The sequence below is a fragment of the Kitasatospora sp. NPDC101157 genome (genome assembly GCF_044768255.1).
Classification (GTDB): domain Bacteria; phylum Actinomycetota; class Actinomycetes; order Streptomycetales; family Streptomycetaceae; genus Kitasatospora.
On sequence record NZ_JBIWPL010000005.1, the window covers coordinates 283,072 to 299,294 of the forward strand.

The window sequence follows — 16,223 nt, forward strand, 5'->3', positions numbered from 1 at the left end:
GTTTTCCACCCTTTGGGGCGGCGGGGGGGGTTTGGGGGGGGGGGGTGGGGGGGTTGGGGGGGGGGGGGGGGGGGGGGGGGGCGGGGGGGGCCCCCCCCCCCCCCCCGCCCACGGCCGTTCTACGGGCTGTCGGGCTGTCGGGCTGTCGGGCTGTCGGGCCGTCGGCGTCCGGTGCGGGGCGTCGAGGCCGTCACGGGGAGGCCTGAAGAGCTCCTCGGCGTCGGCGTGGGCCTCGGTGCCGCCGTCGGCAGGCCGTCGGGGTGGGTCAGTTGAACTGGTCCGGGTGCGGGCCGGTGCGCAGGCCGCGGTCGGTGGCGGCGATGGCCGCCATGTCCTGCTCGGTGAGCTCGAAGTCGAAGACGTCGAGGTTCTGGCGGATCCGGGCCGGGGTGACGGACTTGGGGATCACGATGTTGCCGAGCTGGAGGTGCCAGCGCAGCACGACCTGGGCGGGGGAGGTGCCGGTGCGCTCGGCGACGGCGGTGACGGCCGGGTCGTCGAGGACGGCGCCCTGGGCGAGCGGGCTCCACGCCTCGGTGGCGATGCCGTGCCGGGCGTGGAAGGCGCGCAGCTCCTTCTGCTGGAGGCCGGGGTGCAGCTCGACCTGGTTGACGGCCGGGACGAGCTCGCTGTTGTCCAGCAGGCGCTCCAGGTGGGCGGGCTGGAAGTTGGAGACGCCGGCGGCGCGGATGCGGCCCTCGGCGGCCAGGCGCTCCAGGGCGCGCCAGGTGTCGAGGTAGCGGTCGCGGTCCGGGGCGGGCCAGTGGATCAGGTAGAGGTCGACGTGGTCGAGGCCGAGCTCGGCGAGGCTGGCGTCGAAGGCGCGCAGGGTGGCGTCGTAGCCCTGGTCGGCGTTCCACAGCTTGGTGGTGACGAACAGCTCCTGGCGGGGCAGGCCGGAGGCGGCCAGCGCGCGGCCGACGCCGCGCTCGTTGCCGTAGGCGGCGGCGGTGTCGATGCTGCGGTAGCCGGCTTCGAGGGCGGAGCCGACCGCGGCGGTGGTCTCGTCGTCGGGGACCTGGAAGACGCCGAAGCCGAGCTGGGGGATCTCGACGCCGTTGTTCAGCTTCACGGTGGGGACGTTCGGGGTGCTCATGGTTTTCCTTCGATCGACGGGGGTGGCGAGGAGGGTTCAGCGGTGGGCGGGGATCCGCGGGGCCTCGTCGAGGACGGTGGCGGTGGTGCGGTCGCTGCGCTCCAGGGCAGCGGACCAGAGGGCGAGGACGAGCGCGGCCACGGCGAGGAGGGCGCCGACCCAGTTGGGGGCGGTGTAGCCGAGACCGGCGCTGATCACGATGCCGCCGAGCCAGGCCGCGAGGGCGTTGCCGAGGTTGAAGGCGCCGATGTTGACGGCCGAGGCGAGGGTGGGGGCGCCGTGGGCGTGGTCGAGGACGCGCTTCTGCAGCGGAGGGACGGTGGCGAAGCCGAGGGCGCCGACGAGCAGGATGGTGGCGGCGGCGGTGATCCGGTTGTGGGCGGTGAGGGTGAACAGGGCCAGGACGAGGGCGAGGCCGCCGAGGGTGGCGTAGAGCATCGGCATCAGGTGCCGGTCGGCGAACCTGCCGCCGAGCAGGTTGCCGAGGAACATGCCGACGCCGAACAGCACGAGCAGCCAGGTGACGGCGCCGTCGGAGTAGCCGGCGACGTGGGTCATCATCGGGGCGATGTAGGTGATCGCGGCGAAGACCCCGCCGAAGCCCAGGACGGTCATCGCCATGGCGAGCAGGACCTGGGGGTTGCGGAAGGCGGTCAGCTCGCGGCGCAGGTGGGCGCCCTCGGGGCGGGGCAGCGCGGGGACGAGCCTGGCGATGCCGAGCAGGCCGACCAGGCCGAGGGCGGCGACGGCGGTGAAGGTGGTGCGCCAGCCGACGGCCTGGCCGATGTAGGTGCCCAGTGGGACGCCGACGACGTTGGCGACGGTCAGTCCGGTGAACATGGTGGCGATGGCGCCGGCCTTCTTCTGCGGGGCGACGAGCTCGGCGGCGACGACCGAGCCGATGCCGAAGAACGCGCCGTGGGCCAGCGAGGTCACGATCCGCCCGGCGAGCATCAGGGGGAAGCTCGGGGCGACGGCGGAGAGCAGGTTGCCGAGCGTGAACAGGGCCATCAGCAGCATGAGCATGGTCTTGCGGCTGATCCGGGTGCCCAGGACGGTCATCAGCGGGGCGCCGATCACCACGCCGAGCGCGTAGCCGGTGACCAGCAGTCCGGCGGTGGGAACGGACACGCCGTAGTCGCCCGCGATCCGGGGCAGCAGACCCATGATCACGAACTCGGTGGTCCCGATCCCGAAGGCCCCGATGGCCAGGGCGAGAAGTGCGAGGGGCATGGCGCGACCTCCGTGCGATTGCTAGTGCGCCTTACGTGCCTCGACAATAGTTGCATACGCGCCATAAGTGCAAGTGCGGGCATTCGCCTGGCGCGGTGGACCCGCGAACACGTGCTTGCATAAGCGTTATATCTGCCCTGGGAGATATTTCATGGCAAGGCTTATCCTGGAGTCCTGCTCGCACCGGAAGGAGACCCGGGCCGATGACCGCCACGGATCCCGCGCTGACCGCCCTCGCCAATGGATGGGCCGCCCTCTACGTCCTCTACGGGAGGATCGAGGCGCACATCGAGCGAGCCCTGCAGTCCAAGCACGAACTGAGCGTGCGCGAGTACTCGCTGCTCGACGTGCTCAGCCGCCAGCACGACGGCGAGGGCGGCCATCTCCAGATGAAGCAGGTGGCCGACGCGGTCGTGCTCAGCCAGAGCGCCACCACCCGGCTGGTGTCCCGACTGGAGGACCGCGGCCTGCTCTCCCGCTACCTGTGCCCGACCGACCGCCGCGGCATCTACACCGACGTCAGCGAGGACGGCCTGCGGCTCCTGGAGGAGGCCCGGCCGACCAACGACGCCGCGCTGCGCGAGGCCCTCGACGAGGCCGCCCGCAACCCCGAACTGGCCCCGCTGGTCACGGCCGTGGAGGCGGTGAACCCGCCCGCGCCGCTCCGCCGGGGCTGAACGGCCCCGGCCGGGAAGCGGTGCTGCCCGGAGGGGCGGCGGCAGCCGGGCGGGTCCGCGGCGCCCCGGTGTGCGGTGGCCCGCCCGTTCGGGGGCACGCCCGTTCTGAGCACGCCGCGGTCGGCGGCTCAGCGCACGGCGGGTACGGCGTCGGCGGTCGCGGGGAGCGGGTAGGCGTCCGGGTCGACCGGGCCGGGCAGGTCCGTGGCCGGACGGGCAGGGGCGTTGGGGTCGGGCAGGGACGGCTGGGCGGGCGGGGCCGGCACCTGGTTGAAGGGGATCCCGGGCGGGGCCTGGACCGGCGCGGCGCGGCCGGTGCCGAGCGGGCTGCGGCTCTGCGCATCGCAGGCGGCCAGGGTCTCCAGATCGTCGGGGCTCTGGACGGCGGGCTGGTTGCCGCCGAAGCAGTTGCCGGGGTCGGCCGAGGCGAGGACCAGGTCGGCGCCGTTTCCCTCGGTGCGGTTGCCCTGGATCCGGTTGGCACCGGCCGGGTGGCCGGGCGGGTCGGTGATGATGACGCCGGCCGAGCGGTTGCCCCTGACCAGGTTGCGTTCGACCCGATTGGCGGTGCCGCCGCCGATCCCGATCCCGATGCCGAAGCCGCCGTCGGCCTGTTCGGGGGTGTCGGAGGCGTTGTTGTCGGTGACGCTGTTCCCGGCGATCACGGCGCCGTGCTGGGGGGCGAGGGCCTCCAGGTCGTTGGAGTTGACCGTGACGCCGACCCGGTTGCCGACCACCCGGTTGCCCAGGAAGTAGAGGTTGTCCGAGGCGTTGGTGATCTCGATGCCGACCGCGTTGCGTTCGACGGTGTTGCCGCGGACCAGGGTGTCGCAGGGCTTGCACTGGCCGACGTAGATGCCGGAGTCGGCGCCGCCGGAGGCGTAGGAGGCCTCGACGATCCCGGCCCGGGCGTCGAAGGCGTAGATGCCGTACAGCCCGTTGTCGTAGGTGGTGACCCTGGTCGCCCGGAAGCCCTGGAGGGCGGGGAAGCGGGTGGTGTCCAGCGGGTTGTAGGCGGAGCCGCCGGCGCCGCGCTGCTGCAGCTTCTCGTCGGTGACGCCGGTGAACAGCACGCCGTTGGCGAGGTAGCCGTGCACGGTGAGGTTCTCCACCACCGACCCGGGGCCGGTCACGGTGACGCCGTTGACCAGCCGGACGCCGCCGTCCAGGACCACCGTGTTGCGGTCGGTGCCGCGCAGCACGATCCGGGGCTTGGTGATCCGCACGCTCTCCCGGTACGTCCCGGGGGAGACCAGCACGGTGTCGCCCTCGCGGGCCACGTCCACGGCCTTCTGGACGGACGGGAAGTCCTGCGGGACGCGGACGACCGTGCCGTCCGGGTGGTGGGCGTCGGAGGAGGGGGCGGTGGCGGAGGAGCAGCCGGTCAGGACGGGGGTGAGGGCGAGGGCGGCGGCGGTCAACAGGGCGGAAAGGGCGCGGGCCGCGCTCCTGCGGCGGCGGGTCGGTGCTTCGCATTCGAGTTGACGAACGGTCAAAAGTTGCATACGGGGTGTTCTATCGTCTCCAATGTCGGTCATGCATGCCGAAACCGGAAAGGCGCAGGAACAGCCGGAGGCCGTCAGGAACGGCGTGGGCCGCAGGGCACTGATCGCGGGCGGCGGTGCGGTGCTGGCCGCCGGGGTCGGCGCGGGGGTCGTGGCGCTGGGGCGTGGACGGCCCGCGGTGTCGCCGCCGCCTCCAGCCGTGCCCGCGGTGGCCTTCCACGGTGAGCGGCAGGCCGGGGTGACGGCTCCTCAGCAGCCGGCCACGCTGCTGCTGGCCCTCGACCTGGCGCCCGCCGCCACCTCGGACGGGCGGGCCGCACTGCGTTCCCTGCTGGGGGAGTTGACCCGGTTGCTGGCCGAGGCGGCGGGCGGGACCTCCGCCGATCCGCGCCTCCAGGGCGGTGAGCCGGCGCGGTTGAGCAGCCTGGTCGGGGTGGGGCCGGGTCTCGCGGCCCGGCTCGGACTGAACGTTCCGCCGGCCCTGGCGGAGCTCCCGGCCTTCCCGGGGGACCGGCTCGATCCGGCGCGCGGCGGCGGGGACTTGGTGGTACAGCTGTGCGCCGCCGACCGCTGGCCGCTGACCGTGGTCGCCGAACTCCTCGCCGCGGCCGCCCGATCGGCGGGCGGGACGGTGCGGTGGACCCAGCCCGGCTTCCTGCCCCGCACCCCGGCGGGCACCACACCGCGCAACCTCTTCGGCTACAAGGACGGCACCGCCAACCCGGACGCCACGGAGGCGCAGCAGTGGGTCTGGGGTCCGCCCGGCCCGTACGAGCACGGCACCGTGCTGGTCTACCGCCGGATCCGGATGGACACCGCGGCCTTCGCCGCCCTGCCCGAGGACCGCCGCGACCTGGCCATGGGGCGCCGGCTCACCGACGGTGCCCCGCTGACCGGCACGGCCGAGCACGACGACCCGGACATCTACGCCAAGAACCCGGACGGCTCGTACGTCATCCCCAACAGCGCCCACGTCCGCCTCTCCAGCCCCCGGCTCGACTCCGGGGCCCGGATGCTGCGGCGGGGGTACAGCTACGACGACGGCCCGGACGACCGGGGCCTGCTGTTCTGCGCCTTCGTGCGGGACCCGGAGCAGTTCACCAGGGTGCAGAACCGGCTGGCGGCCAAGGACGCGCTCAACCCGTTCCTGGTGCACACGGCCTCGGCGGTGGCGTACGTGCTGCCGGGGGCGCGGGAGGGCGGCGTGCTGGGTGAGGGGCTGTGGGCGTGACGCGGTGGAGGGGACGGGGGCGCGGCTGCTCCGGGGCGTGGGGGCTCACCAGCTGACCGGGAGCGCGGCCGGGCTGCGGGTGGTGGTGCCCAGCTGCCAGTCGAGGCCGTCGATCGGGACGGTCAGGCGCAGCCCGGGCAGGGCGGTGGCCAGGCGCTGGAGCGCCTCGCGCAGTTCGAGGCGGACCCGCCAGGCGCCGATGCAGTAGTGCGGTCCGGCGCTGAAGGCGAGGGTCGGGGCGTCGAGCGGGCGGGCGAGGTCGGCGTCGAGTCCTTCGGGGTGGACGGCGGGGTCCCGGTTGGCGCTGCCGAGGCTCGCGGCGACGACGGCGCCGGCCGGGATGGTGACGCCGCCGACCTCGACCGCGGCGGTGGCACGGCGGACGGTGGCCTCGTCGTCGCCGAGCGGGATGAAGTGCAGCAGGCGTTCGGCGGTGTGCTCGGTGACGCCGGGGTCGGCCAGGCGGGGCCAGTGCTCGGGGCGTTCGCCGAGCAGATAGGCCAGGGCGTTGCCGAGGGCGCCGGTGACGCTCTCGTTGCCGCTGGCGGTGAGTCCGAGGACGAGGAAGGCGAGGGCGTCCGGGGGGATGCCGCCGTCCTGGTCGGCGGCCCGGACCAGCCGGCTGACCAGGTCGGGCCCGGGCGAACGCCGTCGGCGCTCGATCAACTCCTCGGTGAAGGCGGTGAATTCGGCCAGCGCCTCGGTGTGGTCCGCGGCCGGTTCGCCGCCCTGGGCGAGCAGGGCGAGGGTCCAGCGCCGCAGCCGTCGCTCGTCCAGGTGGTCGGGGCCGTCGCCGTCGAGCCCCATCAGCCGGGTGGTGACGGTAAAGGGCACCGGGCGGGTGAAGGCGGTGACCAGGTCGGCGGGGGGCCCGGCGGCGACCAGCGCGTCCACGGCCTGCTGGACGGCGGCCGCGACCCAGGGCTGCCAGCCGGCGATCGCCCGTGGGGTGAAGGCCTTCTGGACGGTGCCGCGCAGCCGGCGGTGGGCGGGGCCGTCCTGGTTGAACAGCGAGGCCGGGTTGGCGGCGACGTCGGCGGTGCTGCCCGCGGTGCCGACCTCGTGCAGGTCGGTCCGGGTGAGGCGGGGGTCGCCGAGGACCTGACGGACGTCGTGGTAGCGGGTGACGAGCCAGGCCGGGGTGCCGTCCGGGAGGGTGGCCGGGTGCGGCGGCTGGGCGGGGGTGACGGAGAGCCGGTGGAGCGGCGGGAGCCGGCGCGGGGGCGGCGGGGCGACGGTTCCGGCGTCGGTGTCGGGTGCGGCGGAGGACATGGAACCCTTCGGGGTCGGCGGCTCTGCGGGACACGGGCATCCAACTGTCATATTTTCTGAGGGAATTGGACTCTTTCAGGTGCTTTTCCCGTTTCGGCCCGATGGTACGCCCCCGAACGCTCCGCGCGGTCTCAGTGCCCCCACTCGGGCGCCGGGTCGACCGGCAGCAGCGGCCGCAGCGCGCCCAGCACGGCGCCGATGCAGGCGTCGCGCAGCTCGGTTCGGCTGCAGCCGGGCTCGGTCAGCCAGTCCACGACCAGTACCCGGACGAACACCAGCCAGCTGCGCAGCACTTGGGACACGGCGAGCCGGGTCTCCTCGTCGGCGAGCGGGAGCACGGTGAGCAGTCGGCCGCGCAGGGCGTCCAGCTCCTCGGTGATGATGGTCTGGATCACCGGGTCCCCGGCCAGGACCCGGTTGGCGGCCAGCACGGTGTGCCGGTTGGCGATGAAGTAGTCGAGGTGGGCGTCCATGCCCTCGACCAACTGCTCGACGAGGCTGTCCGCCGGGTCCAACCTGGTCCTGGCCAGGAGGTCGTCCGAGGCCTGCCGGTGGACCGCCGCGAACAGCTCGTGCTTGCTCGCGAAGTGCCGGTAGAGCAGCGCGCGGGAGACCCCGGCCTGCTCGGCGACCTCCTCCATCAGCACCTCCTCGTACGGCCGGGCGGCGAAGGCCCTGGCGCCGACGGCGAGCAGCTGGGCGCGGCGTTCGCCGGGGGAGAGGCGTCGGCGGCGTTCGTGGACTGACATGCCGGACAGGTTACTTGACACGTGTCTACCAGTGGGCGCTAGCTTGGTGGGGCTTGGTAGACGTGTGTCAACCAAGGAGCCGGTCCCCCGGCACCTGACGGTCGATCGGACGACGAGCGGAGTGGTCGGTCATGGCGAAGGCACTGCGGGTACTCGGGTGGACCATGGGGGTCGCCTGCGTGGCGATCGGCCTCCTCCACCTGCTCGGCGGGAACGCCGCACTTCCCGGGATCACGGACGCCGGGCCGACGGTCGACAGCTTCGGCCGCTTCATGGGCGCGATCTTCGCCGGGTACGGCGCGGCCTGGATCTGGGCCGTCCGGCAGCGGCCGGTGCCCGCGTGGGGGGTGCGGTGGCTGACGGCGGTGTTCCTGCTGGGCGGGCTCGGCCGGGTGCTGGCGATCGCAGTGGACGGGCGGCCGCACTGGTTCCAGCTGGTGCTGATGGGGATCGAACTCGGGCTGCCGCCGGTGTACTTCTGGCTCGCCGCCGCGGACGAGTGGGCGCACGGGCGTTCAGCTGGGCAGGCGGGGCGGACGGGCGAGCGGGCGGCCCGGGCCTGAGGGGCGCGGGCCTGAGGGGCGCGGCGTGAGTCCGGCCCGGAAGACCGACTAGGCTCCGGTACGGGTCGAACCTACGTCCACGAGAAGGGTCCGAAGCGCGTGAGCGGCACCGTGGTGGCAGTCAGCAGCAACGCCGAGTACTCGTTCAGCAAGCCGAACCGGAGCGGCATCACGCTGCTCGCCGGGCTCGGGGTCGAGGGCGACGTGCACGCCGGGGTGACGGTCAAGCACCGCTCGCGCGTCGCCCAGGACCCGACCGTGCCCAACCTGCGCCAGGTGCACCTCATCCACAGCGAACTGTTCACCGAACTCGCCGAGTCCGGCTTCGACGTGGCGCCGGGGGCGCTCGGCGAGAACATCACCACCGAGGGCGTGGACCTGCTCGGGCTGCCGGTCGGCGCGGTGCTGCGGATCGGGCCCGAGGCGGAGGTGGAGGTCACCGGCCTGCGCAACCCGTGCGTGCAGATCGAGAACTACCGGGCGGGGCTGCTGAAGCAGGTCGTCTCGCGAGCCCCGGACGGCACGCTGGTGCGGCGGGCCGGGGTCATGGGCGTGGTGCGCGCGGGCGGCCCGGTGCGGCCCGGTGACGCGATCACCGTGGAACTGCCGGAGGGGCCGCACCGGCCGCTCGACCGGGTCTGACACCTGTGGGCTGATACCCCCACCCCGTACATGGAAGAGGCCGTCCGGCCGTGACCGGATGGCCTCTTCGTGCGTGCGCCGCCGCCGTGGTTCAGGAGCGGACCAGCCGGGCGATGGCCTGGTTGGCCTCGCGGATCTTGGCGTTGGCCTCCTGGCCGCCCTCGGCGATGGCGTCGCGGACGCAGCATTCGATGTGCTCGTCCAGGAGTTGCAGCGCGAAGGACTGGAGGGCGCGGCTGGCGGCGGAGACCTGGGTGAGGACGTCGATGCAGTAGGTGTCCTGCTCGACCATGCGCTGCAGGCCGCGGATCTGGCCCTCGATGCGGCGGAGCCGCTTGAGGAAGTCGTCCTTGTGGGGGCTGTAGCTGGCCATGGCCGTCTCCGGTTCCTGTGCGGTGAGGAGTTCCCTCACTCTACCGGGGCGCGGTGGGAGGGGAGCCGGCCCGGACGTCCGGGGGTGCCGTCCGGGCCGACGGGCGGTCAGGCGCCGATTCGGCCGATCAGGTCGTAGCCGGCCTCGTCGACGGCGGCGGCGACGTCGGTGTCGGCCAGCGGCGCGGCGCTGTCGACGGTGACCCGGCCGGTGGCGAGGTCGACCGCGACCTCGGTGACGCCGGCGACCTTCTTCAGCTCGGCGGTCACCGAACTGACGCAGTGGCCGCAGGTCATGCCCTTCACCTGGAAGACGGCTCGCTCGGCGGCGGTGGCGGGGGCCTCGGCGGCGGCGGTCCCGCACGAGCCGCAGCAGGAGCCCTCGGTGGAGGACGACTCGACGGTGACGGTGGTCTCGCTCATGGTGTGCTCCCTGTCGTCGGTGCGTGCGGCGCCTTCCGGAACGGTCCCGGGCGGCTGCTTCGCTTCAGAAAATACCATACCCCCCCAGGGTAACCGGAAGGGTGGCGGCGAACCCGGGCCCGGTGCCGCGGTGTTCAGCCCGGGGTCGGCCCGCAGCTGAGCAGGTGGGGCGCCGGCGGCCCCAGTGCGATCAGCGCCAGTGCCTTCCGGAAGGAGCCCCGACCGTGAACGCCCGCGTTCCGACCGCCCTGCTCGGGCCGGCCGCCACGGCGCTGGAGGAGTCCCGCAGCCGCTCCCGTCACGGTTCCTGAACGCGGTGTCAGCGCGTCACGCCTCCTGAATACCCCGTATAGGTATATGGTCGGACGCTCCGGCTCCGGGAACCGAGGAAGGCGGACCACCACATGCACGCGATCCTGCACGCACTGTCCATCGCCGGATCGATGACCTGGGCGATCACCTGGGCGCTGATCCTCGGCTTCCTGCTCTCGGCCGTCGTGCAGGCGGTGGTGCGCAAGTCCACGGTGGTGCGGCTGCTCGGTGACGACCGGCCGCGCACCCTGGCCGTCGCCTCCGCGCTCGGCGCGGCCTCGTCCTCCTGCTCGTACGCGGCCGTCGCGCTGGCGCGCTCGCTGTTCCGCAAGGGCGCGAACTTCACGGCGGCGATGGCCTTCGAGATCGCCTCCACGAACCTGGTGGTCGAACTCGGCGTCATCCTGGCCCTGTTGCTGGGGTGGCAGTTCACGGCGGCGGAGTTCGTCGGCGGACCCGTGATGATCCTGCTGTTGGCGCTGCTCTTCCGCCTGCTGCTGCGGGATCGGCAGCTCCAGGAGGCGCGCGAGCAGGCCGAGTTCGGGCGGGCCGGGTCGATGGAGGGGCACGCCGCGATGGACATGTCGGTGACGGGGTCCGGCTCCTTCGTGCGCCGCCTGCTCTCCCGCCGGGGCGTCACCTCGGTGTCGCACGTCTTCGTGATGGAGTGGGCGGCGATCCTCAAGGACCTGGTGATCGGCCTGCTGATCGCGGGCGCCATCGCGGCGTGGGTCCCGGACTCGTTCTGGCAGGCCTTCTTCTTCACCGACCACCCGCTGGCCGCGAAGCTCTCGGGCCCGCTGGTCGGGCCACTGGTCGCGATCGCGTCCTTCGTCTGCTCGATCGGCAACGTGCCGCTGGCGGCGGTGCTGTGGAAGGGCGGGATCAGCTTCGGCGGGGTGGTCTCGTTCATCTTCGCGGACCTGCTGATCCTGCCGATCCTCAACATCTACCGGAAGTACTACGGGGCCCGGATGGCGCTCTTCCTGCTGGGCACGTTCTACGCGGCGATGGTGGCCGCCGGGTACGTGGTCGAGTTCGTCTTCGGCGGGCTGGGGCTGGTGCCCGACCAGCGGGACGCGCAGATCCCGATGGCGGGCGTCGAGTGGAACTACACCACCTGGCTCAACATCGCCTTCCTGCTGCTGGCGGCGGTCCTCGTCATCCGCTTCTTCCGCACCGGCGGCGCCGCGATGCTGCGCATGATGGGCGGCGCCCCGGACACGGGCGAACACGCGGGCCACCATGAGCACCAGGGCCACCACGACCGCCATGACCACCACGGCCACGACTGAGGGCCGTTGGAACCCCTGGAGAACACGGTGACGGCCCCGGCCCTCACCGCCCGTTGGATCCGCCCGGTTCGTCGGCTGCCGCCCTGAGTCGCTTGCGGTAGGACCCCGGCGGTGAACCGAAGTGTCGTTTGAAAGCCTTGGTGAAGGCGAACTCCGACGTGTAGCCGGTGTGTTGCGCGATCGTGCTCAGCGGGGCCGGCGATCGGAGCAGCAGGCGCGCCGCGGTGGCCATCCGCCAGTTGGTCAGGTACGCCAGCGGCGGCTCGCCGACCACCGAGGCGAAGCGGCGGGCGAACGCCGCGCGGGACAGCCCGGCGCGGGTGCCCAGAGACTCCACGGCCTATCTGTTCGTCCTGGCCAACGGCTACGTCACCGGCACCACGCTCGCGATAGACGGCGGCGCGGCCCTGGTGTGACGCGGGCGCCACACGGAGGCGAGGCGGAGACCCGGTCGATATGAACTCGGTGCGTGAGAAGTCGACCCGGCCGACTTCTCACGCACCGTTGCTCGCGTGGGGTCAGGCGGGCGGCAGCAGGTCGCTCTCGCTGACGGTGTACGTCAACGGGGGGTAGGTGAAGTCCGTTTCCTGGTTCTCGCGGCGCCGCAGTCGGTAGAACTCGCGCCGCTGGTCGTCGTCGGCCGAGGTGAGGCGGGCGCCCTGCGGGAGGTACGGGTGTCCGTCGCGGAAGCGGATCAGGGTCTTCGAGGTGCGGAAGGTCAGGCCCAGCCAGGTGTTGTCGGTCGTCGGGACGGGCTTGTCCAGGACGATCCTGTGCCGGAGCCGTCGGTTCGAGTCGATGGAGAAGGTGACGAAGCCGTGGTGGGTGAGGGGAATCTCGAACCTCTCGCCGCCGGACTCCTTCGACTCGACGATCAGCTTCCTGGGCGGGGTCGCTCCGGGGTGCTGGTAGCAGGAGAAGACGGCGATGAACGAGCCGTCGGCCAGATCGAGCGCCTGGTCGGAATGGCTGCCCATGGTCGTGTAGGCGTTGGTGTAACTCTCGATGAGGGCGTTGTCGAAGGCGAGGGGGAGCGCCGCGTGCTGCTGGATCCGGTCCGCCAGCCGTTCGTGCACCGCCCGGAAGCGTTGGGTCGGGGTGGAGTACCGGGTGGTGGTGCGGACCAGGGGTACGCCGCCCGTGGCGTCGACCCTGGTGAGGGTGGCGCCTCGGCGGCCCTTTCCCAGGTCTTCCAAGCGGGCCGAGGCGGACAGTTCCGCGAAGAGGTTCTCCTCGGAGGGCAGGGCGTAGGAGCGGATCCCGGCCGGGAAGCTAGGCGCGGGGGGCAAGGTAGTCTCCCGTGTTCATGCTGAAGAGGAACCGGTTGCCGTAGTCGATGAAGGACGAGCTGCGGTTCTCCTCGGCGTACAGCCCGCGCAGCGCGTCCATCCCGGCCTGGGTGGGGGGCTCCAGCTCGACGAGGTCCCCGGCCGACTTGAGGAACGTCCGGCCGTCCTTGTGGACGGCTTCGGTGTTCGAGCAGCGCACGACGTATCCGAGGCGGGTCGGGAGCAGCTCGGCGTCCAGCGCCGAGGGCCGGATCTCGTGGGTATAGAGGCGGTTGGTGGACAGCGGCACGAAGAACACGGAGCCGGGATAGAGGGTCAGGGCGAACTGCGAGGGGAGTGCGTCCCCGTGGAGTTCCGCGGCTGAGTCCTTGAGCCGGAAGTGGAGCCTGGTGAGCGCGCTGGAGTTCTTCGCGCCGTGGTCGAAGGGGTCTTCGGCCAGGGGCTGGAGACCGTCGAGGCGGTCGTAGAAGGTGCAGAAGGCCATGATGCCGTTGGCGGGCATGTCCTTGGTCTTGTCGGCGTGGGAGGAGATCTTGGCCTTGGACTGCTTGCGCTCGGGCGTGGCATGGGTGTTGTGGTAGGTCTGGGCGAGGACGTGGTTGAGAGGGGCGTGGTCCCGGAAGACGGTGGCGGCCTCGCGGTTCAGGGCGTCGACGATCCGGGTGTCGGTCGGGCCGAAGTTCTCGGTCGGGCCCGAGAGGTTGGTGGAGCAGCGGAGCAGGCGGAAGTGCAGCTCGTCGTCACCGGTGCGAGTGACGGGGGTGAGGTAGATGCCGCTGCGGTGGGCCGACCCGGGCTTGGTGGACTCAGTGAGGGACTGGAACTCGTGCTCGGCCCGGATCCGGTGGAAGTGATCGGCGTCGGGGTCGAAGAAGCGGCGGTAGTAGACGCCGGCGCCGGCGACGCGGATGGGGACTCGCCCGAGGTCGACGAGGGGCCAGGGGGCGTCGGTGTGGTTGTGGGACAGATCGCGGATGACGAACACGCGGTCGGCTGCGTGTAGTTGGCGGGCGTTGATCCGGGATATGTCGCCGCACAGGTAGACGGTCTTCTGCGCAAGGTCGGGCGAGGAGGAGGCAAGGTCCTCCGGCGTGATCACGGACCCGAAGAAGTCCCTGAGCGGCGGGATCGGAGGCGCCACCAGGACGTTGCCCGCATCGTGGATGCGGGCTTCGGTGAGGTCAGTTGTGTACATCGAGCGCTACCTGCCGTTCGCTGCCCGGGGAGTAGTTGCGCGAGAAGTCGGGTCGGTCGACTTCTCGCGCAAGAGGGTCAGATGATGGGGAGTTCGCCGGTCTTGATGGCGGCGACGAAGGCCGTCCAGGCGTCGGCGGGGAAGGCCAGAGCGGGTCCCTGGGGGTCCTTCGAGTCGCGGACGGCCAGATGCCCGTTGCTGACGACGAGCCTGGTCTCTATGCAGTCGTTTGCCTGTGCGCTGTAGCTGCTCTTGTGCCACTCACGAGCGGAGATCTCCGGCGTCGTCATCTGCTCACCCTCTTGTCTGATCTCGAACTCACGGTTCCGATGCGATGGCGGTGATCATATCGATCGACTGGGCCGGATTCAGGGCCGATGATCGCAGGTAGTCGAAGACGAGTCCGTAGCCGTCGAGCTCCGCTTCCTGCTCCAGGTAGTGGCTGCTGGTCAGGGTCTCAAGGAACACCGTCCCCGGAGTCGGCGAATCTGTGAATCCGAACATCACGAACGCGCCGCACGCTCCGGCGAGAGCGCCGACGCTGAGCGGCACAACCTGCAATGTGACGTTTGGGCGCTGCGCGGCCTCGACGAGGTAGTTCAGCTGCTCGCGCTGTACGTCGAGCCCGCCGACCGGGCACCGAAGAGCAGGTTCCCAGATGATTGCCCAGAAGCGTGCGGGGTCTGACTTGGCCAGGACGTCCTTGCGCTCCATCCGCACCTTGACCAGTTGCTCGATGCGTTCGGGGCGGACGGCGGCAGGATTCGCCGCGAGCAAGGCGCGGGCGTAGTCCTCCGTCTGCAACAGGCCAGGCAGGACGAGAGGTTGCCAGGTTTGGATATACCTGGCATCGCCTTCCAGGTAGAGGAAGTCCGCATACTGGGCTGGGATCGTGTCGCCGTAGTCGTGCCACCAGCCGCGCTTCTTGCTCTCCCGGGCGAGCGTTTCGAGAGCTTCCCTCTCCGACGGATCGGTGATGCCGTAGAAATCGATCAGAATCCCGAGATCCAAGCGCCGGATGCCCACAGAGCCGGTCTCTATCCGGCTGATCTTCGCTCGGGAGCACTTGAGGGCCGCCGCGGCCTCCTCCGTGGACTTGTCCGCGAACTCTCGGAGCCGTCGAAGCTCCGAGCCCAGTCGGCGGCCGCGCACTGTCGGCCTTGGTCCGTCGCTCATGCTCGATCCTCTCTGCGCCTGTCCAGCATGCATTGTGACGGATCGTCGGGCTTGGAGGCGTCTAGATGCAAATTGCAGACTTCATGTTGCGAGATGCACGAGCGCCAGGTCACACTACGCAGTGTGGTTCCTTTCAACACGCAGCGTGATCCTGGCGGATCTTCGCTCGGGCATTCCCATGCCTCTCGCCGCCCTCGGGATCGCCATCTCTCCCACCGCACCCCCGGAGGCCCTGCCATGCCCGGAATGTTGGAGAAGCCGCCCGCCCCTCCGCTCGACTTCTCGTGGTGGTTGCCCAGGCACCACAAGTCCGCCGGCTTCGCCCGGCGGCTGCTCCGAACCTTCCTCGCCAAACAGGCCGAAGGCGAACGCTTCCTCGACGACGGCGAGTTGGTGCTCGGCGAGTTCGTCGCCAACTCCGTCCTCCACGCCAGGACCCCGCCGGGGCGGCTCGTCTTCATCCGGTTCTCGCTGCGCCCCGACTCGCTCCGCATCGAGGTGCACGACGCCGACGCCAACCAGCCCGCGGCGCACCCCGCCACCGAAGAGGCCGAGACGGGCCGTGGCCTCTGGCTCGTCTCCCAGCTCGCCGCGAGCTGGGGCTGCTGTCCGCGTCCCGGTGGCATCGGCAAGGTGATGTGGGCGCTGCTCGAAGGGGGCGACGCGCAGTGAGTGCCGAACTCCCCTTCCCCGTCTCGGTCGAGATCAAGGGCATCACCGAGCCCGCCACCTTCACCAGGCTCACCGACGCCCTCGGCGCCATCCGCGCCAGCCTCGCCCGGCTCCCGCTGGACGACGACCAGGCCGCCTACCTCGCCGACCTCTTCAGCGACGCCTCCGCCGCCCGGATCGCCCACCAGCTGGTCGAGTTCGGCGCGGTGCGCGCGATCGCCTACATCGGCGTCGAGTCCGCCCACCCGATCCACCTGCGCGTGACGGACCCCGAGTGAGCGGGCGTCTCACCTGGGCCCGCATCGAGATGTGGTGGTGCCTCAGTGCCCAGTTCTCCCGCCCGGTCCGCGCCCTGAGTCCCCGCCGCCGATCCGCCCACACCGAGATGCAGTTCTGGGCGGCCACCCCGGGCAACGCCGAGGCCCTCCTCCGCGCCGTGCTCCGGCAAGCCGCCCGCCACCCGGCCGGATGAGCCAAAGCGCCGGGCGATCCGACGCGGATCGCCCGGCGCACCGGCCGTG

At 71.6% G+C, this 16,223-nt stretch carries 19 protein-coding genes and 1 pseudogene; 8 read left to right on the forward strand and 12 right to left on the reverse strand.

What is annotated here, in order from left to right; genetic code table 11:
* Positions 1–265: 265 nt before the first annotated feature.
* Both ACIRVF_RS13840 and ACIRVF_RS13845 read right to left on the reverse strand, forming a co-directional pair.
* Positions 266–1,096 (reverse strand): aldo/keto reductase, encoded by an 831-nt coding sequence (locus ACIRVF_RS13840; RefSeq protein WP_402816491.1) that lies wholly within the window; start codon positions 1,094–1,096, stop codon positions 266–268.
* 36 nt (positions 1,097–1,132) lie between these two features.
* A complete protein-coding gene (locus ACIRVF_RS13845) occupies positions 1,133–2,329 on the reverse strand; it encodes an MFS transporter (protein ID WP_402816492.1) in 1,197 nt (398 codons plus the stop codon).
* A gap of 203 nt (positions 2,330–2,532) precedes the next feature.
* Here ACIRVF_RS13845 and ACIRVF_RS13850 point away from each other — a divergent pair, with 203 nt between their 5' ends.
* A complete protein-coding gene (locus tag ACIRVF_RS13850; protein WP_402816493.1) occupies positions 2,533–3,006 on the forward strand; it encodes a MarR family winged helix-turn-helix transcriptional regulator in 474 nt (157 codons plus the stop codon).
* Between the two features lie 128 nt (positions 3,007–3,134).
* On the opposite strand, the gene ACIRVF_RS13855 is transcribed toward ACIRVF_RS13850, so the two are convergent.
* Positions 3,135–4,511, reverse strand: a complete 1,377-nt coding sequence (locus tag ACIRVF_RS13855; RefSeq protein ID WP_402816494.1) for a right-handed parallel beta-helix repeat-containing protein — start codon at positions 4,509–4,511, stop codon at positions 3,135–3,137.
* A gap of 31 nt (positions 4,512–4,542) precedes the next feature.
* Here ACIRVF_RS13855 and ACIRVF_RS13860 point away from each other — a divergent pair, with 31 nt between their 5' ends.
* Positions 4,543–5,742 (forward strand): Dyp-type peroxidase, encoded by a 1,200-nt coding sequence (locus ACIRVF_RS13860; RefSeq protein ID WP_402816495.1) that lies wholly within the window; start codon positions 4,543–4,545, stop codon positions 5,740–5,742.
* Positions 5,743–5,787: 45 nt separating this feature from the next.
* Here ACIRVF_RS13860 and ACIRVF_RS13865 read toward each other — a convergent pair whose 3' ends face one another.
* Together ACIRVF_RS13865 and ACIRVF_RS13870 are read right to left on the reverse strand one after the other, a co-directional pair.
* A complete protein-coding gene (locus ACIRVF_RS13865; RefSeq protein ID WP_402816496.1) occupies positions 5,788–7,014 on the reverse strand; it encodes a cytochrome P450 in 1,227 nt (408 codons plus the stop codon).
* Between the two features lie 131 nt (positions 7,015–7,145).
* Positions 7,146–7,763 (reverse strand): TetR/AcrR family transcriptional regulator, encoded by a 618-nt coding sequence (locus tag ACIRVF_RS13870; protein ID WP_402816497.1) that lies wholly within the window; start codon positions 7,761–7,763, stop codon positions 7,146–7,148.
* A 131-nt stretch (positions 7,764–7,894) separates the two neighbouring features.
* On the opposite strand from ACIRVF_RS13870, the gene ACIRVF_RS13875 reads away from it, so the two are divergent.
* Complete coding sequence (locus ACIRVF_RS13875; protein ID WP_402816498.1) at positions 7,895–8,326, forward strand: DUF4345 domain-containing protein; 432 nt, start codon at positions 7,895–7,897, stop codon at positions 8,324–8,326.
* Between the two features lie 99 nt (positions 8,327–8,425).
* The gene (locus ACIRVF_RS13880; RefSeq protein WP_402816499.1) at positions 8,426–8,968 is read left to right on the forward strand and encodes an MOSC domain-containing protein; all 543 of its coding nucleotides are present in this window, start codon (positions 8,426–8,428) and stop codon (positions 8,966–8,968) included.
* Between the two features lie 91 nt (positions 8,969–9,059).
* Here ACIRVF_RS13880 and ACIRVF_RS13885 read toward each other — a convergent pair whose 3' ends face one another.
* Both ACIRVF_RS13885 and ACIRVF_RS13890 read right to left on the reverse strand, forming a co-directional pair.
* Positions 9,060–9,341, reverse strand: coding sequence for a metal-sensitive transcriptional regulator (locus ACIRVF_RS13885; RefSeq protein ID WP_030290512.1), 282 nt, complete (start codon positions 9,339–9,341; stop codon positions 9,060–9,062).
* 107 nt (positions 9,342–9,448) lie between these two features.
* Positions 9,449–9,763, reverse strand: coding sequence for a heavy-metal-associated domain-containing protein (locus tag ACIRVF_RS13890; protein ID WP_402816500.1), 315 nt, complete (start codon positions 9,761–9,763; stop codon positions 9,449–9,451).
* A 404-nt stretch (positions 9,764–10,167) separates the two neighbouring features.
* On the opposite strand from ACIRVF_RS13890, the gene ACIRVF_RS13895 reads away from it, so the two are divergent.
* A complete protein-coding gene (locus ACIRVF_RS13895; RefSeq protein ID WP_402816501.1) occupies positions 10,168–11,370 on the forward strand; it encodes a permease in 1,203 nt (400 codons plus the stop codon).
* 43 nt (positions 11,371–11,413) lie between these two features.
* Here the strand turns inward: ACIRVF_RS13895 and ACIRVF_RS13900 are convergent.
* The 5 genes and pseudogenes from ACIRVF_RS13900 to ACIRVF_RS13920 all read right to left on the reverse strand — a co-directional run.
* A pseudogene (locus ACIRVF_RS13900) lies at positions 11,414–11,707 on the reverse strand (helix-turn-helix transcriptional regulator); the annotation flags it as partial.
* A 181-nt stretch (positions 11,708–11,888) separates the two neighbouring features.
* Entirely contained in the window at positions 11,889–12,659 is a 771-nt protein-coding gene (locus tag ACIRVF_RS13905; RefSeq protein WP_402816502.1) for a hypothetical protein, read from the reverse strand.
* The gene (locus ACIRVF_RS13910; protein ID WP_402816503.1) at positions 12,643–13,854 is read right to left on the reverse strand and encodes a hypothetical protein; all 1,212 of its coding nucleotides are present in this window, start codon (positions 13,852–13,854) and stop codon (positions 12,643–12,645) included. Before ACIRVF_RS13910 ends, ACIRVF_RS13905 begins: the two co-directional genes overlap by 17 nt.
* A 77-nt stretch (positions 13,855–13,931) precedes the next feature.
* Positions 13,932–14,144, reverse strand: a complete 213-nt coding sequence (locus ACIRVF_RS13915) for a DUF397 domain-containing protein (RefSeq protein ID WP_402816504.1) — start codon at positions 14,142–14,144, stop codon at positions 13,932–13,934.
* Positions 14,145–14,172: 28 nt separating this feature from the next.
* Complete coding sequence (locus ACIRVF_RS13920) at positions 14,173–15,030, reverse strand: helix-turn-helix domain-containing protein (protein ID WP_402816505.1); 858 nt, start codon at positions 15,028–15,030, stop codon at positions 14,173–14,175.
* Positions 15,031–15,267: 237 nt separating this feature from the next.
* On the opposite strand from ACIRVF_RS13920, the gene ACIRVF_RS13925 reads away from it, so the two are divergent.
* Genes ACIRVF_RS13925 through ACIRVF_RS13935 form a run of 3 tightly spaced genes read left to right on the forward strand, consistent with a single transcriptional unit; the run spans position 15,268 to position 16,174 of the window.
* A complete protein-coding gene (locus ACIRVF_RS13925) occupies positions 15,268–15,702 on the forward strand; it encodes an ATP-binding protein (RefSeq protein ID WP_402816506.1) in 435 nt (144 codons plus the stop codon).
* Complete coding sequence (locus ACIRVF_RS13930; RefSeq protein ID WP_402816507.1) at positions 15,699–15,980, forward strand: hypothetical protein; 282 nt, start codon at positions 15,699–15,701, stop codon at positions 15,978–15,980. Before ACIRVF_RS13925 ends, ACIRVF_RS13930 begins: the two co-directional genes overlap by 4 nt.
* Positions 15,977–16,174, forward strand: a complete 198-nt coding sequence (locus ACIRVF_RS13935) for a hypothetical protein (protein WP_402816508.1) — start codon at positions 15,977–15,979, stop codon at positions 16,172–16,174. The genes ACIRVF_RS13930 and ACIRVF_RS13935 overlap by 4 nt, the downstream gene beginning before the upstream one ends.
* Positions 16,175–16,223 lie beyond the last annotated feature (49 nt).